Source organism: Streptomyces tardus (assembly GCF_018101125.2).
In the GTDB taxonomy this organism is placed as follows: Bacteria; Actinomycetota; Actinomycetes; order Streptomycetales; family Streptomycetaceae; genus Streptomyces; species Streptomyces tardus.
In genome coordinates this window covers 160,954-182,743 of sequence record NZ_JAELVF020000004.1, presented here as the reverse complement: position 1 = coordinate 182,743, position 21,790 = coordinate 160,954, and the positions used below count along the sequence as shown (strand labels likewise).

Annotated in this window: 19 protein-coding genes and 2 pseudogenes; 6 read left to right on the top strand and 15 right to left on the bottom strand. The window is 72.0% G+C overall.

Annotated features, from left to right (window positions below):
- Positions 1–82: 82 nt before the first annotated feature.
- From JGS22_RS23310 to JGS22_RS23300, 3 genes are read right to left on the bottom strand one after another with little or no spacing between them, the layout of a single operon-like run.
- The gene (locus tag JGS22_RS23310; RefSeq protein WP_211038363.1) at positions 83–952 is read right to left on the bottom strand and encodes an ABC transporter permease; all 870 of its coding nucleotides are present in this window, start codon (positions 950–952) and stop codon (positions 83–85) included.
- Entirely contained in the window at positions 949–1,761 is an 813-nt protein-coding gene (locus JGS22_RS23305; protein WP_211038361.1) for an ABC transporter ATP-binding protein, read from the bottom strand. Before JGS22_RS23305 ends, JGS22_RS23310 begins: the two co-directional genes overlap by 4 nt.
- Positions 1,762–1,767: 6 nt before the next feature.
- Complete coding sequence (locus JGS22_RS23300) at positions 1,768–2,811, bottom strand: ABC transporter substrate-binding protein (protein WP_236074315.1); 1,044 nt, start codon at positions 2,809–2,811, stop codon at positions 1,768–1,770.
- A gap of 1,238 nt (positions 2,812–4,049) precedes the next feature.
- On the opposite strand from JGS22_RS23300, the gene JGS22_RS23295 reads away from it, so the two are divergent.
- The 3 genes from JGS22_RS23295 (at position 4,050) to JGS22_RS23285 (ending at position 6,206) form a co-directional block, all read left to right on the top strand.
- A complete protein-coding gene (locus JGS22_RS23295) occupies positions 4,050–4,565 on the top strand; it encodes a cysteine dioxygenase (RefSeq protein WP_211038358.1) in 516 nt (171 codons plus the stop codon).
- On the top strand, positions 4,562–5,032 hold the full coding sequence (locus JGS22_RS23290; RefSeq protein ID WP_216815134.1) for a rhodanese-like domain-containing protein: 471 nt from the start codon (positions 4,562–4,564) through the stop codon (positions 5,030–5,032). Before JGS22_RS23295 ends, JGS22_RS23290 begins: the two co-directional genes overlap by 4 nt.
- A 184-nt stretch (positions 5,033–5,216) precedes the next feature.
- Positions 5,217–6,206 carry an NAD-dependent epimerase/dehydratase family protein gene (locus JGS22_RS23285; protein ID WP_216815133.1) on the top strand — a complete coding sequence of 330 codons (990 nt, stop codon included), beginning with the start codon at positions 5,217–5,219 and terminating at the stop codon, positions 6,204–6,206.
- 261 nt (positions 6,207–6,467) lie between these two features.
- Here the strand turns inward: JGS22_RS23285 and JGS22_RS23280 are convergent, their stop codons facing one another.
- From JGS22_RS23280 to JGS22_RS23270, 3 genes are all read right to left on the bottom strand, one after another.
- Complete coding sequence (locus tag JGS22_RS23280) at positions 6,468–7,691, bottom strand: S8 family peptidase (protein WP_211042107.1); 1,224 nt, start codon at positions 7,689–7,691, stop codon at positions 6,468–6,470.
- A 539-nt stretch (positions 7,692–8,230) separates the two neighbouring features.
- The gene (locus JGS22_RS23275; protein ID WP_211042108.1) at positions 8,231–9,523 is read right to left on the bottom strand and encodes a DUF5919 domain-containing protein; all 1,293 of its coding nucleotides are present in this window, start codon (positions 9,521–9,523) and stop codon (positions 8,231–8,233) included.
- Between the two features lie 222 nt (positions 9,524–9,745).
- Entirely contained in the window at positions 9,746–10,651 is a 906-nt protein-coding gene (locus tag JGS22_RS23270; protein ID WP_211042109.1) for a GNAT family N-acetyltransferase, read from the bottom strand.
- Positions 10,652–10,986: 335 nt separating this feature from the next.
- Between JGS22_RS23270 and JGS22_RS23265 the strand changes: the two genes are divergently transcribed.
- Complete coding sequence (locus JGS22_RS23265; RefSeq protein WP_211042110.1) at positions 10,987–11,538, top strand: FHA domain-containing protein; 552 nt, start codon at positions 10,987–10,989, stop codon at positions 11,536–11,538.
- Positions 11,539–11,673: 135 nt separating this feature from the next.
- Here the strand turns inward: JGS22_RS23265 and msrB are convergent, their stop codons facing one another.
- The 4 genes from msrB to JGS22_RS23245 form a co-directional block, all read right to left on the bottom strand.
- Positions 11,674–12,084, bottom strand: a complete 411-nt coding sequence (gene msrB, locus JGS22_RS23260; protein ID WP_211042111.1) for a peptide-methionine (R)-S-oxide reductase MsrB — start codon at positions 12,082–12,084, stop codon at positions 11,674–11,676.
- Positions 12,084–13,565 carry a UDP-N-acetylmuramate--L-alanine ligase gene (murC, locus tag JGS22_RS23255; RefSeq protein ID WP_211042112.1) on the bottom strand — a complete coding sequence of 494 codons (1,482 nt, stop codon included), beginning with the start codon at positions 13,563–13,565 and terminating at the stop codon, positions 12,084–12,086. The genes msrB and murC overlap by 1 nt, the downstream gene beginning before the upstream one ends.
- A gap of 137 nt (positions 13,566–13,702) precedes the next feature.
- Positions 13,703–14,170, bottom strand: coding sequence for a putative universal stress family protein (locus JGS22_RS23250; RefSeq protein WP_211042113.1), 468 nt, complete (start codon positions 14,168–14,170; stop codon positions 13,703–13,705).
- A 146-nt stretch (positions 14,171–14,316) separates the two neighbouring features.
- On the bottom strand, positions 14,317–15,201 hold the full coding sequence (locus JGS22_RS23245; RefSeq protein WP_211042114.1) for a pyrimidine reductase family protein: 885 nt from the start codon (positions 15,199–15,201) through the stop codon (positions 14,317–14,319).
- Positions 15,202–15,296: 95 nt separating this feature from the next.
- Here JGS22_RS23245 and zapE point away from each other — a divergent pair, with 95 nt between their 5' ends.
- A complete protein-coding gene (zapE, locus tag JGS22_RS23240) occupies positions 15,297–16,391 on the top strand; it encodes a cell division protein ZapE (RefSeq protein WP_308405893.1) in 1,095 nt (364 codons plus the stop codon).
- A 116-nt stretch (positions 16,392–16,507) separates the two neighbouring features.
- Here zapE and JGS22_RS23235 read toward each other — a convergent pair.
- The 4 genes and pseudogenes from JGS22_RS23235 to hemE form a co-directional block, all read right to left on the bottom strand.
- Positions 16,508–17,419, bottom strand: a pseudogene (locus JGS22_RS23235) (IS30 family transposase); the annotation flags it as partial.
- A 106-nt stretch (positions 17,420–17,525) separates the two neighbouring features.
- Positions 17,526–18,242, bottom strand: coding sequence for a hydrogen peroxide-dependent heme synthase (gene hemQ / locus JGS22_RS23230; protein WP_211043410.1), 717 nt, complete (start codon positions 18,240–18,242; stop codon positions 17,526–17,528).
- Between the two features lie 76 nt (positions 18,243–18,318).
- Positions 18,319–19,764: a protoporphyrinogen oxidase gene (hemG, locus tag JGS22_RS23225; RefSeq protein ID WP_236074314.1), complete on the bottom strand. Its 1,446-nt coding sequence runs from the start codon at positions 19,762–19,764 to the stop codon at positions 18,319–18,321.
- Positions 19,745–20,809: a uroporphyrinogen decarboxylase gene (hemE, locus tag JGS22_RS23220; RefSeq protein WP_211043406.1), complete on the bottom strand. Its 1,065-nt coding sequence runs from the start codon at positions 20,807–20,809 to the stop codon at positions 19,745–19,747. The genes hemG and hemE overlap by 20 nt, the downstream gene beginning before the upstream one ends.
- A 91-nt stretch (positions 20,810–20,900) precedes the next feature.
- On the opposite strand from hemE, the gene JGS22_RS23215 reads away from it, so the two are divergent.
- Positions 20,901–21,548 (top strand): DUF3000 domain-containing protein, encoded by a 648-nt coding sequence (locus JGS22_RS23215; protein ID WP_216815132.1) that lies wholly within the window; start codon positions 20,901–20,903, stop codon positions 21,546–21,548.
- 65 nt (positions 21,549–21,613) lie between these two features.
- On the opposite strand, the pseudogene JGS22_RS27485 reads toward JGS22_RS23215, so the two are convergent.
- Positions 21,614–21,771 (bottom strand): annotated as a pseudogene (locus JGS22_RS27485) (DUF3418 domain-containing protein); the annotation flags it as partial.
- Between the last annotated feature and the right edge of the window lie 19 nt (positions 21,772–21,790).

Below are 21,790 nucleotides of genomic sequence, written 5' to 3'. Positions count from 1 at the left end.
TTGCCTTTCGTTCCGGGTTCGTCGTCGGGTTGGGCGGTTTCGGGTCGGCCGGATCGGGGTTTCAGGTGCGGCCGGTCCGAGGTCACCCCCGGGGTTGGGGTCGCCAGGAGGTGAGTCGGCGCTCCGCCCACAGCAGCAGCTGGTTGAGCAGCAGCCCCAGGGCGGAGATGGTGATGATCCCGGCGTACATCTGCGGGATCGCGAAGTTGTACTGCGAGGAGTTGATGAGGAAGCCGAGGCCGGCTTTGGCGCCGACCATCTCCGCCGCGACGAGCACGAGGATCGCGGTGCCGCCGGCGAGCCGGATCCCGGTGAAGACGGTCGGCAGCGCCGCGGGCAGGACGACCTTCTGCAACAGCCTCGGTGCCGACAGGTCCATGGACCGGGCGAGCCGGATCAGCGTGGGGTCCACGGTGCGCACGGCGCTGACGGTGTTGAGCAGGATCGGCCAGGTGCAGGCGAAGAGCACGATGGCGACCTTCGAGGTCTCGCCGATCCCGAGCAGCAGGATGAAGACCGGAAGCAGCGCGAGCGCCGCGGTGTTGCGGAAGAGTTCCAGGAGCGGGTTCAGCAGGTCCGCGAGCGGCCGGTACCAGCCGATCAGCAGACCCAGCGGCACGGCGCAGAGCACCGCGAGACCGAAACCCAGCCCCGAACGGACCAGACTGGCCTCGGTGTTCTCCCAGAGCCGCCCGTCGAGAGCCAACTCCCACCAGGCGGCGGCCACTTCGGTGAACGGGGGAAGGAACGTACGGTCCGCGAGCTCCCACCGCGGGGCGAGCTCCCAGAGCGCGAACAGCGCCAGCACCACCACACTGCGGGTCAACGTCAGCCGGCTCAGCCGGCCCAGGGCGCGCAGCGCGCGGGCGCCGCGGGCCGGGGTGTCGTCGTGCGGCGGTGGGGCCCCGGGGCCGCTGCGCGCCGGCGCGGGTTTCTCCAGCACGATGGTCATCGCGCGACCGCCTCCCTCTCCAGCTCCTGTGCGCGGTCAACCTCTTCGTGCAGCAGCTGCCACACCTGACGCCTGTGCAGGGCGAATTCGGGAGAGGACCGCAGATCGGCGTGTGCGGCACGGGCCTCGCCGAGCTCGACGGGGACGACGTCCTTGATCCGGCCGGGTCGGGAAGTGAGCACCGCGACCCGTCCGCCGAGGTAGACGGCCTCGTCGATGCCGTGGGTGATGAAGACGATCGTCTTCCCGGTGCGCTCCCAGATGCGCAGCAGCTCGTCCTGGAGTGACTCCCTGGTCTGCGCGTCCAGCGCGGCGAACGGTTCGTCCATCAGCAGGACCCCGGGGTCGTAGGCCAGGCTGCGGGCGATCGCGACGCGCTGGCGCATACCGCCGGACAGCTCGTGCGGGTGCCGGTCCTCGAAGCCGCCGAGACCGACCAGCTCCAGGTGCTCGCGGGCCAGCGCGGCCCGTTCGCGGCGAGGTGTGCCGGTGGCCTCCAGCCCGAACTCGACGTTTCCGGCGGCTGTACGCCAGGGCAGCAGCGCGTACTGCTGGAAGACGATCCCCCGGTCCAGCCCGGGGCCGGTGACGGGAGCGCCGTCCAGCAGGATCTCGCCGGAGGTGGGCCGGTCGAGTCCGCCGAGGAGGTCCAGAAGCGTGGACTTTCCGCAGCCGCTGGGGCCAACGACGACGGTGAACTCCCCTGCCCCGATGTCGAGTTCGAGGCCGTCCAGGGCGAGGACGGACTCTCTGCCGCCGCGCGCGGGAAAGGCCTTGCTCACCGCGCGCAGGTTGATCTTCGCTGTCATACGCGCTCAGTCCCTCTTCTCGTTCCGCGGCTCCGCGGTCTTCGGGGAGTCGTTGAACTCGTTGGTGTAGATGTCCGAGACCTTCACCTGGCCGGCTTTGATGTCGCCGCGCTTGCGCAGCCAGTCCAGCCAGAGGTTCAGCTCCTTCGGGGCGATACGGCCGCCGGTGCCGGCCACGCCGTAGGAGCGCCAGTGCGCAAGCGCCGCGGTGTCCTCGTTGCGTCCGCGGTCCCTGATGACCTTCTTCTTCAGCTCGACAACCTCCGCACGCGGTGCGGCGCGGGCCCACTCGATGGCCCGACCCACTCCGGTGACGAAGGCGCGCACGGTCTCCGGGTTGCGGTCGATGAAACGGTCGGCGATGACGTAGGTGCCGGCGCTGGAGTCGCCGAGGATCGCGTGGTCGCTGAAGAGGACGCGCACACCGCCGCGTTCCAACGCCTTCTCGCGCAGTACGCCGTCGAGGGCTCCGAGATGTATCTGCTGTTTGCGCAGGGTCTGCTCGATGTTGACGGGCGGTACGACCAGCCGCTCGACGCGTTCGGCCTCTTTCTCGCTGAGGCCCTCGCGTTGGAGGTAGATGTCCAGCATCGCCTCGGCGTGCGCGCCGAGTGTGTTCATCCCGACCTTCTTGCCGATGAGGTCGCGGGCGGTGCGCACCGATCCGTCGTCCAGGGTGGTGAAGCCGTGGTAAGCGTCCCGGTCCGAGCCGTAGTAGCTGATCACCGCGGTGACCGGCGCCTTGGCTGCGGCGAGCTTGATCACCGCTCCGTTGAAGGCGCCGCCGAAGTCGACCTCGCCGGAGGCGGCGGACTGGATGTCCTGCGGTCCGGAGATGGTGTTGCCGACCCATTTGAGCTTGACGCCCTCCAAGTAGCCGAGTTCCTCGGCCAGTTCGGCGGGGGTGACCTGGCCGGCCCAGCCCTGGTAGCGCAGGGTGTCGGTGGAGCCGCCGGAGCCCCCGCCGGTGGCCCGGCCGCAGCCGACGGCCACCGCGGCGGCACCGGTGAGAGTCAGGAACGCGCGTCGGGTCGCGAGTACGGGAGACAAGGGAGAACTTCCTGTCGGACGGGTGCGGCAGGACGGGAGAGGTGACGCGCCCACCGGAGGCGGCACAGGGCACACGGCGCAGTGCACACGGCGGTGGGTGCCGGACTCGGTGCGAAACAGTGCGGAAAGCACCGTCCACATCGGTCCGGGCAGGGCGCGAAACAATCCAGGGGCAGCACGAAGAAGGCGGGGAACGAGAACGGAAAAGGCGTGTGAAAGGCACACGGAGACAGCCCGCTGACACCGAGCGAAGAATCTCGGAGAACACCGGGACATTTACAGAAGAGGCACGCGAGAAAAGCCCGGTCGAACGGGAGTGGTTTCCCTCCGCGACCGCCGCCGCTTTCCGCCGGTTCCGCGGTGTGCGCCTGCCGCCTCCGCGGTGCGCCGCAGAGCAGGCACCAAAGTGGGGCGAGCCGCTCAGCGCCTGCGGGCGGAGAGCGGCGGCGGAATCACGGAGCCGACGGAATCGGCGTCGTCACGGCCTCGGAAGCGACCCGGAGTTCGTTCCGCGGCAGGTGGGGAGGGGGTGGGGTCAGCTGGGCGCGGTTCAGCGGCAAGCGGCACAGAGTGCGCTTGCGTGACGTCGAAGGTCGACGTGGCGACGCGATACGAGAACTTCAGCTTGACTCACAATCGATGACCCTGCCATCAACTCCGGTCGGTCGTCAACGCTTTCCCGAAGAATCTCGCCATGCGGGAATACCGAGGTCCGTCGCCTCGATGGAGGCGTTCCGCAGCGGCGACGGAAGAGCCTGTGGAGGCCCTTTCCACAGCGGGGAGAATTCTCCCCACCTTCGCCGTTCCTCCTCGGTTCGCCTTCCGCGCGGCGATGTCCGACCGCATGCTGCCGAGGCCCCTCCGATTCTGCGCGGTGCTCCCCGCCCTGGGGCGGTCGGAAGCGGGGGCCGATTGACCGGGTGCGGTATCCCTGCCACTGTGGGGCCATGCTGATCGGCACGCGCCTCTTCGCCCGCCACCACGTGGACTTCGTCCGCGTGGCGAGCGCGCTGTGTCCCCGCGACGGACGCTGACAGCCGCGCGACCCTGATCCGCAGCGAGCAGCCCCGTTCCCACGGGCGCGGCTTCCTCCGCCCTGCGTCGTCCCGCACCCGCCCGCTTCGGGCTCTACGACGCGTACGCATCTGCTCCGCGCAGCTGCGTCTCTTCGCACCGCTTCCGTCCGGTGCAGCGTGCGCCACCGCCGCGTCCGCTCACCACAGCCTCCGGGGAACACGATGTCCACCACGCTCCAGCCCGCCGGCCCCACCTCCGAACCCGCGCAGGGCAGCAGCCTCCTCACTCCCACGGCGCTCTCCGAAACGGTGCGCTCGTTCGCTGCACGGCCCGAACTCTGGGCCGCGCAGGCGGAGTTCACCACGCCGGAGCGGTTCTACACTCGGCTGGAGGTGACCGACGCCCACGAGGTGTGGCTGCTGACCTGGCTGCCCGGCCAGGGCACCGAGATCCACGACCACGGCGGGGCCAGTGGCGCCTTCACCGTCGTGCGCGGCGCACTCACCGAACGCACCTTCCCGCGGTCGCCGCACCCCGTGCACCCCACGCCGTGGGAGCTGCCGACCGGGTCCATCCGCGCCTTCGGCCCGCGCCACACGCACCGGGTCACCAACCTCTCCGCCGAGCCGGCGGTGAGCATCCACGCCTACTCCCCCGCGCTCGCCGCGATGTCCTACTACCGTCAACTCGACGACGGCAGCGTGGAGTTGGTACGCACCGAAGGAGTCGACCGTTGACCGCCGACCCGTCCCGCACCGCCGTCGAGCACGCGCCCGACCACCCCGCGCAGGAAGCGGAGGCCGGTGGCATCGACGCACATCTGGCCGCGCTCCGGGCCACCTTAGAGCGTCCGGGCCCGGCCGCGGCGCTCGCCGCCGTGGCGGAGGGCGCCGTACTGGTCGACACCCGGCCCGCCGACCGGCGACGCACCGAGGGCGCGATAGCCGGCGCGCTGGTCGTCGAGCGCAACCATCTGGAGTGGCGACTGGACCCGTACAACGAGGGCGCGCTGCCGCAGGCCACGGACCTCGGCATCCACTGGATCGTCTTCTGCGACGAGGGGTACGCCTCGACCCTGGCCGCCGCCTCCCTGCGGCACATCGGGCTCACCCGCGCCACAGATCTGGACGGCGGTTTCCGCGCCTGGCGCCGGGCGGGCCTGCCCGTCCTCCCGCCGACCGGCGACGCACCGAGGGCGCGATAGCCGGCGCGCTGGTCGGCGGCGAGACCGCCGAGCACCCGCGGCCTGCCCGCGGTTCACAGCCGGGCGCGTACGCCACACGTCCCGGCGCCCGCACCGCGCACGCGAACACGACCGTTCGCCCTGGGCGATTACGCCGGGAGCCGACCCGCCGCCAACTCTCGCCCGCCGAGCGCACCATGACGGCATGCGACTACTGATTCTTGGCGGAACGGACTTCGTCGGCCGGGTGATGGCCGAGGAGGCCGTCGCCGCAGGTCACGAGGTCACCGTACTGAGCCGCGGCACCAGACCCGCACCGCAGGGCGTACGCGCGCTCGTCGGCGACCGCGAGACGGACGACGGGCTCGACGCTCTCGACGGCGGCGAATGGGACGCCGTCTACGACACCTGGACCGGCGCTCCCCGGGTGGTGCGCCGCTCGGCCGCGCTGCTCGCGGACCGGGTCGCCCACTACGCCTATGTCTCCACCCGGTCCGTGTACGCCCAGCCGACACCGGCCGGCGCGGACGAGGACGCGCCCCTGGTGGACGCCTTCGCCGACGCCGGGTTCGTCGACTACCCCACCAACAAGCGCGGCGGTGAACTGGCGGTGCGGGAGTTCTTCGGTGACCGCTCCCTGCTGCTGCGCGCCGGGCTGGTCCTCGGCCGCTACGAGAACGTGGGCCGACTCCCGTGGTGGCTGCGACGGATCGCGCGGGGCGGGCGGGTTCTGGCGCCGGGCCCCCGCGATCTGCCGCTCCAGTACATCGACGCCCAGGACCTGGCGCGCTGGACGTTGCGGGCCGTGGACGCGGGCGTCGGCGGCGCCTTCAACACCGTCTCCCCGTCGGGACACGCCACCATGGACGAGCTGCTCACCACCTGTGTCCAACTCACCGGTTCGGACGCGGAGTTGGTGTGGCGCACGCCCGAGGAGATCGAGGCGGCCGGCCTGGAGCCGTGGAACCAGCTGCCCGTCTGGATCCCGCCGGGCGAGCTCCACGACACCATGCACCGCGCCGACGTGAGCCGCGCGCTGGCGGCCGGACTGCGCTGCCGACCGCTGCGGGAGACAGTCGCCGACACCTGGGAGTGGCTCTCCGCCGGCCCGCCGGTCGAGTTCACCCACCCCCGAAGGGCCGCCGGCCTCACCGCCCGGGAGGAGGCCGACGCACTGGCCGGACCGGGGAGTTGAACCACCGCGGGCGACGCACCCGGCACCCGGGCGCCGCTCCCGCCGCGGTCGGGTCGTCACCGCGGACCCGGACACCGCGGACCCGGACACCTCGCCCCGGACGCCGCAGACCGGACGCGCCCCGGGCCGGTCGTCGGGGCGCCGCTCGCGGCCCCGGGTGCCTCGTGAACACGCAGAGCCGCCCGCCACTTCCCGAAGGAGGTGGCGGGCGGCTCGTTGTCACTCGACCCCTGAGCGGGGGTCAGCCGTGGTGAGCGATGCTCACTTGGCGGCCTCACCGGTGCCGACGTTCAGCAGCACGTTGTCGGTGTCCGCACCCGGGTTGGTGATGGCGTCCTTGGTGCCGGCCTCGACGAGCGCGGCCTCGACGTCGGCCGGGGCGGCCTCGCCGTTCTCACCGAGGTACAGCGCCGCGGCGCCGGCCACGTGCGGGGCGGCCATCGAGGTGCCCGAGATGGTCTCGACCTCGTCCGGACCACCGATCCAGGGAGCGGTGATGTCCGAGCCCGGCGCGTAGATGTCCACGACCGAACCGTAGTTGGAGAAGCTGGACTGCTCGTCGGCGTCCGTGCTGGAGGCGACGGTGATGCCGTCCTCCACACGGGCCGGCGAACCCTGACCGGCGTCGCTGGACTCGTTGCCCGCGGCGAGGGTGTAGGTGATGCCCGCGTCGATGGACTTCTGGACGGCGGCGTCCAGCGCCTCGTCCGCGCCGCCACCGAGCGACATGTTGGCGACGGCCGGGCCCGAAGCGTTCTCGGTGACCCAGTCGATGCCGGCGATGACGCCCTCGGTGGTGCCCGAGCCCGCGTCGTCCAGCACGCGGACCGCGACGACGTCGGCCTTCTTGGCCACACCGTGCGCGGCACCGGCGATGGTGCCGGCGACGTGGGTGCCGTGGCCGTTGCCGTCGTCCGCGTCCTCGTCACCGTCGACCGCGTCGAAGCCGTGGGTCGCACGGCCCTCGAAGTCGGAGTGCTCGATGTTCACACCGGTGTCGATGACGTAGGCGGTGACGCCCTCACCCGCGCTGTCCGGGTAGTTGTAGGCGTCGTCACCGGCGGTCTCGGCCTGGTCGATACGGTCCAGACCCCACGACGGCGGGTTGTCCTGCGTCGCGTTGATGGAGAACTTCTTGTTCTGCACGACCTTGTCGACCGACGAGTCGGCGGCGAGGCGCTTGGCCTCGGCCTCCGACAGGCCCTTGGCCGAGAAGCCGTTGATGGTGGAACCGTAGGTCTTGCTGACCTTGCCGCCGTACTCGGACACCAGGTCCTTGCCGGCCTTGGCCGCGCCGACCTGGCCGTCCTTCAGCAGAACGACGTAGCTGCCGTCGATGGCGCCCTTGGCGTTGGCGCCGAAGACGGTGCCCTCGGCCTGGGAGGCACCGGCGGGCAGGGCCATCAGGGTGGCACCGGCGGCAACGGCGACTGCTGCACCGATGGCCAGGGACATACGGCGCTTGGAGCTCTTGTGCTGAGCCATGACGAGGGTCCTCCTCGTAATTCTGTGGGGGGCGGTCGCTGCGCCACGGACGTGGTCGTCGTCACGCAGCAGTCGAACCGGCAAGGCAGTTGGGGTCGCCCTCAGTTGGGAGATCCCGACCTCACCCCGTTCGGTTGGTTCGCAACTCTGTCCGAAAGAGGCCCCTCGCTCAACCATTCGCCGCACGTGTGACATACACAACATCCTTGCGTAACTTCATAGCAGCATAAGGAAGTTGAAAAGCGACACCCTGGGCGATTCCAGCACCCTGGCAGACGAGCCGACACCAATCCGGATGCTCGACCAACCCGTGGGGTTCGAGCGGGAGTTGCCGTTGGCTCCGTCCGGATTCGGACAGCAGCCGAGCCGTCGCCGCACCCATTGCCCTGGCTTTGCCCCGACTTTGACGCACCTTTGCCCCACGTGCTCCGCCCGTCGCACCGGCCGACGTTCACAGGCACCCGGGTCGACGCTCGCCGTACGGACACGCCCGAGCGGGCTCGCGCCCGTACGGACACGCCCGAGCGTGCTCCGCGGGGTCAGGACACCGAGCGGGCGTCCTTCCAGGCCGCCTCGAACTCGTCCCAGTACGTGCCGAACAGGCCGTCGTCCTCGCTCCGGTACCCGCCCGGGCGGCTGTCGCTGTCGTGCCGGAGCGGCGCTCGGCCTCCGCCGCGCAGCACCAGCACCGGCGCCTCCATGCCGCGCGAGCGGCGCAGATAGGACTGCACCACGGCCAGGCCGTCCGGGCCGTCGCCGTCCACCATGTACGCGGTGAAGCGCGGAGTCTCGTCCGAGACCTGGATGTCCACGGCGCCGCTGTCCCGCACCCGGGAGCGCACCCGCCGCATGTGCAGGATGTTCATCTCCACGGCGCGGCTCAACTCGCCGCGCTTGAGGCCGAGTTCACGCTCACGTCGACGCACCGCGCTGCTGGCCGGGTTCAGGAAGAGCAGCCGCATCCGGCAGCCGGACTCGGCCAGTCGCACCAGCCGGCGCCCCGAGTAGTTCTGCACGAGCAGGTTGAGGCCTATCCCCATGGCGTCGATCCGGCGCGCCCCGCCGAACAGGTCCTCGGCCGGCAACTGCCGCTGCAACCGCACCCGGTCGCGGTGAACACCCACCACGTCCGCGAACCGGTCGCCCACCAGCTGCTCCATCGCGTCCACCGGCAGCCGTCCGGCCGAGGGCGCGCAGCTGTCCGCGGGGCCGAGCAGCTCCAGCAGCCGTGCGGAGGTGCGTTCCGCGTGGGCCAGCACGGTGGCGGGCAGCGCGCGGTTGCGCGAAACCGCGCTGCGGGCCACCTCCAGTTCGTCCAGGGCCAGTTCGAGCTCGCGCCGCTGGTCGAAGTACTGCTCGTAACAGGGCCAGTGCTGCACCATCAGTTCGCGCAGCTGCGGCAGCGTGAGGAAGGAGAGCAGATTGTCGTCGGCGGGGTCGAGGACGTACCCCTTGCGGCGGCTCACCTCGCGCACGGCCACCGCCCGCTGCACCCACTCCTGGCCGGTGGGCCCGGCAGCGGCGACAACCCACTCGTCGCCGTGGACCGGCTCGTAGATGGGTAGCAGCACTCCGGCGACCACCGCACGCAGCCGCTGCTCGACGAGGTTGAGCCAGATGTACGCCCGCCCCGCGCGCTCGGCGCGCACCCGGACCTCGGCCCAGGAGGCCGCGTCCCAGTCGAGGTCGACGCCGATGTCCATGGGCCTGGCCAGCGGCACGGTCTCGGGCTGTACGCCCGCCGCCACCGAGCCGTTCGCGGAATCGCCGGCACCGCGGCCCTCGGGGGCACCACTGTCACCTGACGGGAGCTGAAGCCCTCCCGAACTCACCTGCACACCTGCCTTCCGCCCCACTCCCGGACACGGAAGCCTACTTCTCCCCTGCCGTGCGTCACAGCAGTATCGCCCATCAACTCCCTTGGTACTGCTGATGATCCGCGCAGCACTCAGCCGCCTTCCGGCCCGCGGCGCGGACGGTCCGTACCGCACACCGAACGTGGGCCGGCCGCCCACCGGAGTGCGCGACTCCCGCGGGCGGCCGTCCGGGTGCGGTCAGCCCGGGTGGACCATGCAGTAGCGGTGCCGGTCGACCGGGTAGCCGGCGCGGGCGAACGCGGCGGCCATCGGATGGTTGCCCAGATCCGTGGAGGCGGCGATCTCCTGCGCACCCGCCTCCGCCAGTTGACGGGTGCACTCGACCAGCAGGTCGTAGGAGTACCCCCGGCCGCGGTGCTCCGGCAGGACGCCGACGAACCCGACGATCGGCCGGTGCGGGTTGCGGGCGGGCGCCTGGAAGCCGACCACCTCGCCGTCCGGTGTGCAGGCCACCCGCCACCAATCCCTGGGCGAGGGGCACCAGTTGAGGAACTCCAGCTCCTCGCGCGCCGCCCGCGCCGGGTCGCCTGCGGCCTGCTCGTGCGCGTCCAGGCTGCCCTGCTGGATACGTGTCAGCAGTTCCAGTACGACCCCGTCGTCCGGCTCCGGGCGGAAGACCAGCCGATCTCCGCACTCGGGCAGCCCGTCGGCGGGCGTCCAGCGGTAGGTGAAGCGCTCGACCAGCTCGCGGTAGCCGGCCGAACGCGCCGCCTCGATACGACTGTTGGCCTCGGCGTACACCCGCGGGCCATTGCGCCAGCCGGCGGGCAGGATCAGTTCGTACTCGGGGTGGCGCGGCATCGCGCGCAGCAGCTCGACACCGGCCTCCTGGTCGGGGCAGTCGAACCAGTCCAGCACCAGGGGCTCCCGGTCCTCCGGGGCCGCCCACCAGGCGGCCCGGGCGACCACGACGCCGTCGCGCTCGGCGACCCACGTCCAGTCGGGGCGGTACTCGCCGCCCTCGGCAAGCGTGCGGTAGGGGCGGCCCAGCAGTGGCCTGCCCACCAGGCCGGCGTCGGGCAGGGAGGTGAAGACGGCACGCGCCTCGGACTCGGCGAGCGTGCGAACGACCAGAGCGGTCACGGGGTTTCCTTCCGGAAGGGCGGAATTGCGCCCCCGGTCAGATCCGTGACGCCCGGTGCGACGGACGGGAGCGCGAAATGCGGTGGATCGGCATCGGGCTCGCCCCCTTCCTCTTCCTCGGTCGTGCGACTGCGAGCGTCGCCGTGACGGTACGCCGTGCCGTGCGCGCTCCGCATCTGCTTTTCGGGTGGGCTGCGCGCGAGCCGGAACCTTCCGGAGCGGCGCCCCCTTCGGCACGTCCGTGACACGCGGCGGCGTACAGGCCCGAATTCGGCGGCTGCGGACCCCCGAACTCGTCTGGACAGTGACCGAACCGACCGGAAGAATGCCTGTCCATGACCTCGCTCGAATTCCGTGCCGTCCCGCCGCGTCTGTCGGATGCGGAGCGGGACCGGGCGCTGAGCCTGCTGCGGGAGAGCGCGGTGCGGGGTCAGGTCTCCCAGGACACGTTCGCGAGCCGGGTGGAGCTGATCCTCCAGGCGCAGAGCGCCGACGAGCTGCACAAGGTGTTGCACGACCTCGGGCGCCCCCAACTCCTGCCTGCCGAGGGCCCGATGGTCCGCGCGGTCTCGCGGATGGCCTCCCTGCGCGGCAGGCTCCGCCGGGCATGGACGGCCGAGGACCTGCCCGAGCTGCTGCTGCCCGCCTCCGGGCCGTACGCGCTCTCCATCGGTCGCGCTCCGGGATCGATCCTGCGCCTGACCGACCACACGGTCTCGCGGGCGCACGCGCAGGTGCGCTACACCGGGCAGGGCTGGACTCTGCGCGACCTCGGCTCCTCCAACGGCACCTGGGTCAACGAACGGCGCATCACCGGCGCCGTCACCGTACGGCCCGGCGACCGGGTGCGCTTCGGGCGGGTGGGCTTCCGGCTCACCGCCCCCTGACCCGCCTTCAACTCGCCTGCGCCCGGGGGCGGTTCACCGGTGCCCGCCGCGCTCCGACCGCGGGGCCCGACCACTGCGCCCCGCCGGGCCGGTCGGGCTCCGGGGCCACTGAACGAGCCCCGGAGCGAGGGGAGTTCAGCTGTCGGACGTCGGAGTCAGCCGCAGCGAGACGCTGTTGATGCAGTAGCGCTGATCGGTCGGCGTCGGGTAGCCCTCGCCCTCGAAGACATGCCCGAGGTGGGACCCGCAGCGCGCGCAGCGGACCTCGGTGCGGGCCATGCCCATGGAGGTGTCGCTGAGCAGCTCCACGGCGTCGCTGCTCGACGGGTCGTAGAAGCTCGGCCACCCGCAGTGCGAGTCGAACTTGGTGCGTGAGCGGAAGAGCTCGGCGCCGCAGGCGCGGCACTCGTACACCCCCTCCGCCTTGCTGTCGGTGTACTCGCCGGTGAACGCCGGCTCGGTGCCGGCCTGGCGCAGCACGCGGTACTCCTGCGGGGTGAGCTCCGCCCGCCACTGCTCGTCGGGCTTCTCGATCTCGTAGGCCATCAGCGCTCTCCCTCGTCGGACGCGGCCAGCCGGGCCAGGATGCGGGGACCGAGGTCGGTGACGTCCCCGGCTCCCATGGTGAGAACGAGATCGCCGGGCTTGACCATTCCCGCCAGCACCTGCGGAATCTGCTCCGCTCCGTGCACAGCCTGGACGTCCGCGCCCGCCTCCCGGGCCGCGTCGATGATCAGCTCGCTGGTGACACCGGGGATCGGGTCCTCCCGCGCGGGGTAGATCTCCAGCACCAGCGAGGCGTCCGCCAGCGCCAGCGCCGCGCCCATCTCGGTGCCCAACTCCTGCGTGCGGCTGAAGAGATGGGGCTGGAAGACGACCAGCACCCGGCCCTTCTCACCGGCAGCACCGCCGGCACCGGCAGCGCTGTCCGCGCCGTCGGCGCCGAGCGCGCCGCGGATCGCCTCCAGATCGGCGGTCATCTCGGTGGGGTGGTGGGCGTAGGAGTCGATCACCTGGACCCCGGCCGCCTCGCCCTTGAGCTGGAGGCGCCGCTTGACCCCGGTGTAGGACGCCAGCGCCGGGGCGAGCTCGGCCACCGGCACACCCGCGGCAGCGGCCACCGTGAGAGCGGCGACGGCGTTGTGCGCGTAGTGCCGACCGGGGACGGAGACGGCCAGGTGGACGTCACCGTCGGCGAGGTCGGCCGCGGCGCCGCCGAAGCGCACGACCACTTCGCTGGTGAGTCCGCGCGGCCGTACCGAGAGCACCCGGACGTCCGCCCGCTCCGACTCTCCGTAGGTGAGGACGGCGACGTCCGAGCGCGCGCGCACCCTGGCGGTCAGCTCGCGCGCACCGTCCTGGTCGGCGTTGACGACCAGGGTCCCGCCGGGCTCGATCCGGTCGACGAAGATCTCGAAGGACTCGTGGATCTCCTCCATCGAGGCGTAGTTGGCGTGGTGGTCCAGCTCCGCGTTGAGGACGACAGCGACCCGGGGCGCGTACCGGTGGAAGCTGCGGTCGCTCTCGTCCGCCTCGGCGACGAAGAGGTCGCCCGCGCCCTGGTGGGCGTTGCTGCCCGGCTCGTCGAGGTCGCCGCCGATGGCGTAGGAGGGGTCGAGCCCGAGGGTGCGCAGGCCGACGGCGAGCATCGAGGTCGTGGTCGTCTTGCCGTGGGTGCCGGCGATCGCGAGCGCGCGGGCGCCGTCCATCAGCGCGGCGAGCGCGTCCGAGCGGTGGACGACCGGAACACCGCGCTCGGCGGCGGCGACGAGCTCGGGGTTGTCCTCACGGATTGCGGAGGAGACGACGACGCTGGTGGCGTCGGCTGCCAGATGATCGGCGGCGTGGCCGATCCGGACGGTGGCACCGAGCGACTCCAGTGCTTCGGTGACCGGCGAACCCTTGGCGTCGCTGCCGGCGACCCGAGCGCCGCGCTGGGCGAGGATCTTCGCGATGCCCGACATCCCGGCTCCGCCGATGCCGATGAAGTGCGGCCGTTCCATCGAGGGCGGGATCGCCGGTGCCATAGATTCAGTCTCCCTGGTCGTCGCTGTCGGCTCCGATTGTCGCACCCGGACGCCCGTCATCGGCCCCGCGGCCCGGCGCAGGCTGCCCACCGGCCGAACACGTCACACCCGCCCCGCGGCCCCGCGCCGGATCGACCTCACTCCGAGTGCGCGAAGAGCTTGAGCACGGGCACGCCCACCCGGTGCCGGGCTCTGGACGCCCAGTCGCGGTGGAAGAACTCCTCCACGAAGTGCGGGGCGGTCAACACGATCACCTCGTCCGCACCGACCTCCTCGACGACCGTGGTCAGCGCGTCCAGCGGGTGGCTGTCCACCACCCGGCCCTCGGCCCGGAACCCGAGGTCGCGCAGGGAGCGCACCGAGTGCTCCAGCGCCACCCGGGCGGGCTGCCCGGCCTCGTCGCCCTCCGGCTCGTCGGCCTCGCGCACCGCGTCCTCCAACTCGCCGAGCGCCACATCGTCCAGCGCGCGCAGCAGCCGGTCCTGGTGGCCGCGCGGCTGCATCAGCACGAAGAAGGCGACGTCCTCCTCCCCGTGGAGGGTGCCGACCATCTCCACATCGGTGGGCACCAGGGGCTTCTCGATCATCAGTACGGTCGTGAACACGGTGGCGCCCTTCTGCTCGCGGTCGACTCGGAGCCGGGGCGGAGTCCGCTCTCCCCTCGCCCGCGCGGGTCTTCCGAGGTGTCGCTGTCCGTTTGCCGCTGTCCGTCCAAGCTAAGCGGAATGCCTCATTACGGCGATTACGGCGATTACGGCGATTGCCGCACCCTGCGGTAGCGCGTGAACAGGAAACCGGCCTCCTCAAGCAGCGAGTCCAGTACGAAGTCCGAGGGAAGCGCCAGATCCGGGCCGTGCGCGATCCGCGGAGCGCCGCCGGCCACCAGCCGGGGCGCCACGGTCAGACACAGCTCGTCCAGCACGTCGGCGGCGGCGAACTGGCCGAGCAGCGCCGGGCCGCCCTCGGTGAGCTGCCGCCTCAGCCCGCGCGCGGCCAGCAGCGCGGGTACGCGGTCCACCTCCACTGCCGCGCCCTCCCCTGCGAGCACCACCTCGGCCCCGGCCCCGCGGGCCGCGGCCAGCCGGTGCGGGGGCGCCCCCGCACCCGTGACCAGCAGCGTCGGAGCCGCGGGCGAGGTGAACAGCGGGGAGTCGAAGTCCAGATCGAGCCCGGAGGTGACCACGGCGATCGCCGCCGCCGGGGCCTGGCCCGCCGCCGCCCGCCGCTGCGCAAACGCCTCCCGCGGCCGGGCGCCCCCGTACCCCTCCTGCCGTACGGTCTGCGCTCCCACCACGACGACGTCCGCCAGCGCCCGGAGCACGCCGAAGATCCGCATGTCGGCCGCGCAGGAGAGGGGTTGGGAGCGGCCGTCGTGATGTGCGGCACCGTCCAACGAGGCCACCATGTTGCCGCGCAGCCAGAACTGCCCCTGCTCCAGCGGCGGATAGGCGTACCCGTCGGCGATCTCCGTCAGGCTCCACTGCCGGTCGGCCGCCGACGCATCCGCTGCCTCGGGCGCGGTGACGGGGCCCGCGGGCCGTACCGACGCCGTGGGGCCCGGCGCCGCTCCGGCGGACGGCTCGCGTGCTGCGGGCTGCTCGGGAACGGGACCGGCGAGGGGGAACAGACGTCGCATGGCGGCAGTGTGGCACGGGACACCATGGCCGGGCGGGCGGCCCCGAGCACCGTAGAGTGAGGAGAGTGTCAAGTGCCGCGCCTGAATCCGCAGAAATCTCCGGTCCGACAGCCGGCCGCCCCGCGTCGCCGGAGGAGACACCGCTCTCGCTGTGCGAGCGGGAGCCGCACGTGCCCGCGGAGCGGCTGGTCGCCGAGATGGTGCCCCCGCCGCGCTTCGGCGAGGTGCGCTTCGACACCTACATACCGGACCCGCAGCAGCCGAGCCAGACCGAAGCGGTACGGGTGCTCGACGACTTCGCCCGCGGGCTGGACGGAGCGTCGGCGACCGGGAGCGGCAGGCGCCGCTGGTTCCGTCGCGAGCCCAAGCCCTCCGGGAACGGGCCGCGCGGGGTCTACCTCGACGGCGGATACGGCGTCGGCAAGACCCATCTGCTGGCCTCGCTGTGGCACGCCACCCCGGCCGACCCCTCGCGCAAGGCGTTCGGCACCTTCGTGGAGCTGACCAACCTGGTGGGCGCGCTCGGATTCCAGCAGACCGTCCGCACGCTCAGCGACCATCGGCTGCTGTGCATCGACGAGTTCGAGCTGGACGACCCGGGCGACACCGTGCTCGTATCCAGCCTGCTCAGCCGGCTGGTCGAGGAGGGGGTCGCGCTCGCCGCGACCTCCAACACCCTGCCCGGCAAGCTCGGCGAGGGCCGGTTCGCCTCCGCGGACTTCCTCCGCGAGATCCAGGGGCTGGCCGCGCACTTCAGGCCGCTGCGCATCGACGGCGAGGACTACCGCCACCGCGGCCTGCCCGAGGCGCCGAAGCCCCACGACGAGGACACGGTGACCCGGGCCGCGTACCGTACGCCCGCCGCCAGCCTCGACGACTTCCCGAGCCTGCTGAACCACCTCTCCCGCGTGCACCCCAGCCGTTACGGCGCGCTGTGCGACGGCGTGGACGCCGTCTGCGTCACCGGGGTCGAGCCGGTGCCCGACCAGTCGACAGCGCTGCGTCTGGTGGTGCTGGCCGACCGCCTCTACGACCGCGAGGTGCCGGTGCTGGCCTCCGGGCGGCCGTTCGACGAGCTGTTCAGCGAGGAGATGCTGCGCGGCGGCTACCGGAAGAAGTACTTCAGGGCGATCTCGCGGCTGACCGCGCTCGCCCGGGACGCCGGGCGACTCCTGGACACCTCCCGCTGAGACCCCGCGCCGCCCGCCGGCGCCGGGAGGGAACTCCCCGTCTCGGCACGACGTTCTACGCGTGAGGCCCTGCAGCTCCCCGCCCCTTGAGTTCTAGCGATCATCGCAACACTGGCTCAGGCAGCGAGTAGATCACGTAGACGCTCGGCTGGTGTATCCCAGTCGAGCGTCTTGCGTGGGCGGCCGTTGAGTTCCTGCGCGACGTGTTCGAGATCCTCGGGGCTGTGCAGGCTCAAGTCGGTGCCCTTGGGGAAGTACTGCCGCAACAAGCCGTTGGTGTTTTCGTTCGAGCCGCGCTGCCAGGGCGAGGCCGGGTCACAGAAGTAGACCGGCATCCCGGTGGCCATGGTGAACTGCCCGTGTCGTGCCATCTCGGCCCCCTGGTCCCAGGTGAGAGAGCCACGCAGATGACGGGGGAGGGTCTGGATGGTGCGGACCAGACCGTCACGGACGGCCAGGGCGTCGTGAGAGCTGGCGGGCAGGTGGACCAGCATGGTGTAGCGGGTGGTCCGCTCGACCAGGGTGGCGATAGCGGAGCGGCCGCCTGCTCCGACGATGAGGTCCCCTTCCCAGTGGCCGGGCACTGCTCGGTCCTCAACTTCGGCTGGACGATTACTGATCATGACCATCGGCTCGGTGAACCGTGGAGTGCGGCGGGCCGGGTCGCGTCGCGGCTTGCGGTGCGTGCGACCGGTGCGGATGGCGGCCTGAACTTCCCGCCTCAGACCGCCCCGGGCTTGGAAGTACAGTGCCTGGTAGATCGTTTCCACGCTCACCCGCATGTCCTGATCGTCGGGATGGCTCTTGGTCAGAGCGTGGCAGATCTGTTCCGGGGACCATCGTCTGCGCAGGCCGTCCTGGACGAAGTTCCGCAGCGGGCTCTCGCGTAGTAGCTTGCGCTCCTTCGGCCGGGGTCGACGCGCGGCGGAGGCTCTCTGCGCCGCGTAGGGGAAGTAGCCGGTGAGTCCCGCGTTGGCCTTCAGCTCGCGCGAGATCGTGCTTGCCGGGCGCCCCAGGGCCCGTCCGATGGCAGGGCCTCACCAGTGTCCGGGCGCGCCGGCGTCCGACAGCTGCACGCAGCCGGCGCCGCACGGGGCCGCACCACCGAGCGGTGGTGCGGCGGCCCGGCTGAGGTCAGGCGAGCCCGGCGATCAGGTCGCCGACCTCCTTGCGGCGCCCGGTGTAGAACGGCACCTCCTCGCGCACGTGCATCCGGGCCTCGGAGGCGCGCAGATGACGCATCAGGTCCACGATGCGGTGCAGCTCGTCGGCCTCGAAGGCGAGGATCCACTCGTAGTCGCCCAGCGAGAAGGACGCCACCGTGTTGGCACGCACGTCGGGGTAGCCGCGCGCCATCTTGCCGTGGTCGGCCAGCATCCGGCGACGGTCCTCGTCCGGCAGCAGGTACCAGTCGTAGCTGCGGACGAAGGGGTAGACGCTGATGTAGTCGCGGGCGTGCTCGTCGGCCAGGAACGCCGGGATGTGCGACTTGTTGAACTCGGCGGGCCGGTGCAGCGCCATGTTCGACCAGACCGGCTCCAGCGCGCGGCCCAGCTTCGTGCGGCGGAAGAGGTTGTACGCGTTCTGGAGTGCGTCGGAGGTCTCGGAGTGCCACCAGATCATCACGTCCGCGTCCGCGCGCAGCCCGGATACGTCGTAGGTGCCGCGCACCGTGACGTCCTCGGCGTCGAGCCGCGCGAAGAGCTCCTCGACCTCCTCGGCCCAGCCGGAACGGTCCTCGGGCAGCACGTCCCGCAGCCGGAACACGGACCACAGGGTGTACCGGATGGTCTCGTTGAGGTCCTTCGCCTTCTTGCCGGCGTGGGGTGATTTCTCCGAAGCAGCAGTCATGGCCCCATTCTCGCGCGCCGCCGCGAGCGCTCCGCACCGGCCTCCCGCATACGCCTGCGCCTGCGGCAGGCGCAGGTCAGGCCGAGTGCGTACGGGCCCCGACCGAGGTCACGACCTCGTCGACCGCGCGGCTCGCCGACGCCACGCACGCCGGGATACCGACGCCGTCGTACGCGGCTCCGCAGACCGCCAGGGCCGGCTTCGCCGCCACGGCCGCCCGGATCCGCGCCACCCGCGCCAACTGCCCGACCGGGTACTGCGGCAGCCCCTGCTCCCAACGGGTCACGCGCTGCCCCACCGGTCGGACGTCGATGCCGGTCGCCTCGCGCAGATCAGCGAGCGAGAGCCGCAGCAGCTCCTCGTCGTCCCGCTCGTACACGCCGCGCTCGCCGTGCCGCCCCACGGAGGTGCGGACCGCGAACAGCTCCGGGTCGCTCGCCGAGACCCAGTCCCACTTGTTGCCCACCAGCGTGGCCGCCTTGATCGTGCGTCCGTCCACCGGCGGGACGAGGAAGCCGCTCCCGCCCGGCAGCCCGGACAGGTCGGAGCGGCGGAACGCGTACGAGCAGAGCGCCGTGGCGGCGTACTCCACGGTGTCCAACTCAGCTGCCGCGTACGGGACTTCGGCGCGCAACAGCTTCGACGCCTGCCCTGCGGGCAGCGCCACGACGACGGCGTCCGCGCGCCGCACCGTGTCGGTGCACTCCAGCTCCCACCCCACGGCGGTACGCCGCAGAGCCCGCGCCCCGACGCCGGTCAGCACCGTGCCGCCGGCCGCGCGCACGGCACTCGCCACTGCCTCGGGCAGCCGGCCCACGCCGCCCTCGATGCCCAGGAAGACCGGCGGTGCGACCTCGCCGGCCGCCTCCCTCGCCCGCGCCGCCTCGCGGGTCACGGACTGCACCGAGCGCACCGCGTCCATCAGGGTGCGTTCCTCGGTGGCGGCCGTGTAGAGCTGAGGAACCGCCGCGCGCAGCGAGATCCGGTACGCGTCGCCCGCGTACACACCGCCGAGCAGCGGCTCCACGAGCCGGTCGACCACCTCTCGCCCCAGCCGCGCCGCGACGTACTCGCCGACGGCGACGTCCTCGCCGGGGTCGCAGGGCGGCATGGTGGCGTCCTCGGCAATACGGGCCAGCCCCTCGGCGGAGACCACTCCGCGCACGCTCTCCGCCGTGCCCGGAACCCCCATCACATGCCCCTGGGGCATGGGCCGGATCTCGCCCCTGGTCCAGATCGCTCCGCCCGCGACGTTCGGCGGGCGGAGCGCCTCGCCGAGTCCGACCTCGCGGGCGAGCCGGACGGCCTCCGGACGACGGGCGAGCATCGCCTCCGCGCCGAGGTCGACGGTGACTCCGGCGACCTCGCCGCGGCGCAGCTTGCCGCCGAGCCGGTCGCCGGCCTCCACCAGCGTCACGGTGAAACCGCGGCCCAGCAGTTCGTGGGCCGCCGCGAGGCCGGCGATGCCGCCGCCGACGACCAGCGCGTGCGGCGGCGCGGTCTCAGCGCGCGGTGCGCTCATGGACATGGGCGACGAGACGGGTCAGCGCTTCGGGGTCGGTGTCGGGCAGTACGCCGTGGCCGAGGTTGAAGATGTGCCCCTCCAACCCTTCGGCGGCCCGGAGCACCCGGTCCGCCTGCTCGGCGACGGCAGTGTGCGGGGCGAAGAGCACCGCCGGGTCGATGTTGCCCTGCAGCGCGCGGCCGGGGCCGACCCTGCGAGCCGCCTCGTCCAGCGGAACGCGCCAGTCGACGCCGACGACGTCCGCGCCCGCCTCTCCCATCAGACCCAGCAGCTCGCCGGTGCCGACGCCGAAGTGGATGCGCGGCACGCCGTAGTCGGCCACCGCGTCGAAAACCTTGACCGAGGCCGGCATGACCCGCTGCCGGTAGTCCTCGGGGGCGAGCGCTCCCACCCAGGAGTCGAAGAGTTGCACCGCGCTCGCGCCCGCCTCGATCTGCACCGAGAGGAAGGAGGCGGTGATCCCGGCGAGCCGGTCGAGCAACTCCGCCCACAGCTCCGGGTCGCCGTACATCATCGCCTTGGTGTGCTCGTGGTTGCGGGACGGGCCGCCCTCCACGAGATAGCTGGCGAGGGTGAACGGTGCGCCGGCGAAGCCGATGAGCGGGGTCCCGCCGAGCTCCCGGGTCAGCATCCCGATCGCCTCGGTCACGTACGGCACGTCGTCCGGACCGAGCGGACGCAGCCGCTGCAGGTCGGCGCGGGTACGGATCGGCTGCGCGACGACGGGGCCGACGCCCGGCTTGATGTCCAGATCGATGCCGATGGCCTTGAGCGGCACCACGATGTCGCTGAAGTAGATGGCCGCGTCCACGTCATGGCGGCGCACGGGCTGGAGCGTGATCTCGGTGACCAGGTCGGGCCGCATGCAGGAGTCGAGCATGGCGATGCCCTCACGCAGCTTGCGGTACTCCGGCAGCGATCGGCCGGCCTGCCGCATGAACCAGACGGGGGTGTGCGGCACCGGTTCTCGGCGGCAGGCCTTCAGGAAGGCGGAGTCTGCGGTCGCGCTCGGCGGGCCCTTCGGGCGGTCATCGGCAGTCACGCGTCCGAGTCTCCCACGGGCTCCGACATGCCGAGCACGCGCCGGGTGTTCCTACCGTCGCACACGGTCCGTAGCCCTTACCCTTCGGCCCATGGCAGCGGCACGAGCACAGGCGGCGGAGGGTATGAACGACGACGGGGAGGCCGTTCCGACGGCGTTCCGGAACGCCGTGGCGACTCTGGAGGAGATCACGCCCCGCACGGAGATCCGGCTCGACCCGCTCCCCGCCCCCAAACGTCTGGCCCCCTACGCATTCGCCCTGGAGGCGTCGCTCGGCGTCGACGACGAGGAGCTCGCCGACGGACGCTTCGTGCTGCTGCACGACCCGCAGGGCCAGGACGCCTGGCACGGCACGTTCCGCGTGGTGACGATGGCCCGCGCCGAGCTGGAGCCGGAGATGGCCGCCGACCCGCTGCTGCCCGAGGTGACCTGGTCGTGGCTGACGGGCGCGCTCCAGGCCCGCCGGGTCCCGTACGGGGCCTCCAGCGGCACCGTCACCCGTGCCTCCTCGCACTACTTCGGCGGGCTGGCGGAGCGCGAGGCGCAGGCCGAGATCGAGATCCGCGCCTCCTGGTCCCCGGCGGGGCACGGCTCATCGCTCACCGGTCAGCTGGACGCGGGCGCACATCTGATGGCGTGGTGCGAGCTGCTGGCACAGTGCGCCGGGCTGCCGCCGGAGAGCAGCCCCGAGGCGGGGGTCGTGCAGCTCCCGCAGCGGCGCGGACCGCAGCCGGGCTGACCCGTCTCCGGCCTCCTCAGTGGATGATGCCTGTGCGCAGTGCGACGGCGACCATTCCCGCGCGGTCACCGGGCGGCCGGGACGGCGGCGTCCACGGCCTTCACGATCCGCTTGTCGGACACCGGATACGCCGTGCCGAGCGCGTCGGAGGCGTCGGGAGCGCGTGCGCGAAGTAGCTCACCCGCAGCTCCTCGATCATCCAGCGGATCTCCCCGGCCGCCCGGTGACCGGAACGGACCCCG